The organism is Archangium violaceum Cb vi76 (genome assembly GCF_000733295.1).
Lineage (GTDB): Bacteria > Myxococcota > Myxococcia > Myxococcales > Myxococcaceae > Archangium > Archangium violaceum.
Map to the genome: position 1 here is coordinate 1 of NZ_JPMI01000245.1, position 2,865 is coordinate 2,865.

Annotated in this window: 4 protein-coding genes; 2 read left to right on the forward strand and 2 right to left on the reverse strand. The window is 63.4% G+C overall.

The features are described 5' to 3' along the window. Nucleotides 1-351: hypothetical protein (locus Q664_RS59480; protein WP_043405309.1), on the forward strand; the 351-nt coding region annotated here is incomplete at its 5' end. A 225-nt stretch (nt 352-576) separates the two neighbouring features. On the opposite strand, the gene Q664_RS59485 is transcribed toward Q664_RS59480, so the two are convergent. Then, nucleotides 577-1,488, reverse strand: coding sequence for a type VI immunity family protein (locus Q664_RS59485; RefSeq protein WP_075207589.1), 912 nt, complete (start codon nt 1,486-1,488; stop codon nt 577-579). A 5-nt stretch (nt 1,489-1,493) separates the two neighbouring features. Beyond that, complete coding sequence (locus Q664_RS34085) at nt 1,494-2,372, reverse strand: hypothetical protein (RefSeq protein WP_043405315.1); 879 nt, start codon at nt 2,370-2,372, stop codon at nt 1,494-1,496. 145 nt (nt 2,373-2,517) lie between these two features. Between Q664_RS34085 and Q664_RS34090 the strand changes: the two genes are divergently transcribed. Beyond that, nucleotides 2,518-2,865: hypothetical protein (locus tag Q664_RS34090; protein WP_043405318.1), on the forward strand; the 348-nt coding region annotated here is incomplete at its 3' end.

The following is a 2,865-nucleotide window of genomic DNA, read 5'->3' on the forward strand; positions in this document are numbered from 1 at the left end:
CTCCTGCAGCGTGCCAGGGCCAGCAAGGCCCACCTGTCCGAGGATGAGCTGCGGTGGTTGGGCCGGTTGCTGTACGAAGTGGGCGCGCGCCTGCGTGAGCAGCGCTCCCGTCTGGAATTGGAGATGGGACTGCGGCTCCAGATGTTCGGCTCCGAGCTGACGCAGCATGTCCCCACCCGCGAGGAGTGCATCGCCGCCTGGATTCAACTGGGCAACTGGGAGGGTGCCATGAAGAAGGCTGCCTATGACCGGTGGCCCATCTGCCCACTGCGCGAGGAGTCCTGCCAGCACCGTGCCCGGAACGAGCTCGCGTGGATGCAAGCCTTCGCGGGCACGGGCGAGCTGCCCTGAACTACCGTTTCTATTCCCGCCTTCTCCAAGTGCATCCCCGTCCGCCAGGGCCGCTTCCAGCTATTCTCCCCCTCGGACGACCCGCTCATGCGGTTGATGCACCAAGACGCCCACTTCGAGCACGAGGGACGCACGTACTTCCTGTCCGGAACCAGGTTCCTCCGCGATGACCAGACCTCTGTTCGAAGTTGTCGGCTGGAGGGGACGGGGGAGAGAGGGGTCCGGTCAGTCCAGGAAACGGCGCTCCCAGCGGAGCACGTCCTCGGTGGCCGGGTAGAAGTCATCCATATCACTGCGATACAGGCAGGGCTCGAGGAGCCGGGCAAGCGCGCGATGCCGAGGGAGTGCCTGGCCCGCCTCCACGTCTCCCGCCTCCGGCTGCGTCCCCAGGATGATGAGCACCCGGTCTCCACTCATCTCCTGGAGGATGATTCCCGGGAGTCCCAGGTGCGCGCGAAGACCGGACACACCGCCGAGCTTTCCGAGCACGGGCTCCCCGAGGAAGTTCATCCAGTGCACCCCATCCACCCAGGTGTTCATGCGAAGGTTCGCGCGGCTTGGCGCGAGGTGCACTCCCGGGTAGCGCGGTCGGATGAGTTTGAGGGCCTCGTCAAAATGACGGCCATCCGAACACAGGGCGAAGTCCACGTACCCCGAGTTGAAGGGAAGTTCCGCAGCCACATCAAGGGCCAGGGCACGAACCTCGTCCGCGCCCCGTTCCACCAGGAACTCCGTGGGCAATCGCACATACAGGACGCTCACTCCGTCCTTTTGCTCTGGCCAGGGAGAGGGCCAGACATCCAACCCTCTGTAGTGTACGCGGAGGTCATCCACCTTCGTGGATGGGCCATCCAATATCAGATATGCTGACGTGTCCGGCTCAGGATTCAATGTTCGCATGTGAAGTTGCTCCCATGCGAAGTCATCGAGTGGCTCGGCTTGTCCCTCACCCGCATCGTACCAGGCGAACTGGTAGGGGTGAATCCGTTCACGAATAGTTTGCAAGGCCCGCAAGATGGCCGGGGCGATTCGCTTGTTGGGGTGCTGCATGTAGAAACACATGAGCAAGGCATCGCTTGCGACCAGCCCACCATGTTGATTGTGCTTGCGCAATCTCGGATATCGCATGAAGGGCATTTCTCCTAATCCTCTCTTATTACTCCCTGCCGCGGAGAGACAAGCCTTGGCTTTACTCCAGTTGCACGCTCATAAACCCCTCCCTGCATCTCATCGTGCCAACGCCCCCCTTTGTATCTCTCCCATCGCGCGTTATTGAACTCAGGGCAAGGAAACTTGAGATCGTATACGTATACGATGAACCCCTTCTCATCCAGGAGGACGACATCCGGCTCGATGGTGCCCCACAGCCCCTTCCAACCGTGCTTGGACACAAGCTGTTTCACCTTTGTCTCATCCAAGAATTTCCACGTTCCAGTCAGCTCGTTGAGTTGAAAGCGAGGATGAAGCAGGTAGCGCGTGGGTAGCAGCTTGTCCAACGCCTCGCGCAGGCACGGCCAGGACTCCTCGTGCTTGAAAAGCCCCAGGTACACGGCCCACGTCGTCTTCTCCCCCACCTTCACCTGCTGGCAGAGCTCCCGGCTGGGGCTCCGACCGTTGAAGTGGTAGTCGTTGACCGTCTGGTCCGCACGTCGCACACACTGCTCGATGGCCCTCTCCACCTGCGCGAGCAGGTCCGTAGCCAGTGCCACTCCTCTCCGCTCGGCTGAGTTGATCTGGGGCGTCATCGCCCCCGCCGTGACCACCACCGTGGCGCCAGCGGCGATCTTCGTAGCAGTGGAGACGGAACGCGGTGCCGTCTCGACCACGTGCGCCATTTCGGAGGAGCCGGTGCACTGTTCCCACTGGCCGGGGTTCTGCTTGAGGCAGCACTCGGGCGTCAGATCCCGTGGGCCGCACTCCCCTATCACCTCCACCGAGTCCAGTTCCGACAGGCATCCCGCCTGGTGGACGGCCAGGAGCACCAGAGCCGATAGGAGCCTGCTCTTCGCGCGAGGGGACATGGGACTCATGGTAGCTTGAAGCGACACCATGAGCACATCGGCCGGGGACGGACAGGCGCGTCCAGAGACGGGGACACATTCGCAGGGGGCTGGAGCGGGGACACAACGCGTGTCTCGCCGCCGCTTATTGCGATGGGCCCTCGGGATGGTGCCCATCACGATGGGCGGTGGTTGGGCCACCTCCCGGTGGCTCGACGAGCGCGAGCGGCGCATGCAGGAGGAGGAACTCGGGCCGGAGGACGGATGGGAAGTCGAGGGCGGTCGCGTCCTGAAAGGGGGACCCGAAGAACCGAGCAAGGACCCAGAGGGCGACGCAGCGGCTCTGGCCCAGGAAGCCGCCTGGTACTCCTTCGCGGGCCACTACAGCGCCGGCACCTCCGCGAACCTGGCCATCAGCATCTTTCCGTCCTCCGCGCCGGCCCGGCTGGTGAGAGCCTGCTGGTACATGCAGGAGAACGCATGGCACGTGGTCCGGGAGGATCTCTCGACCCCC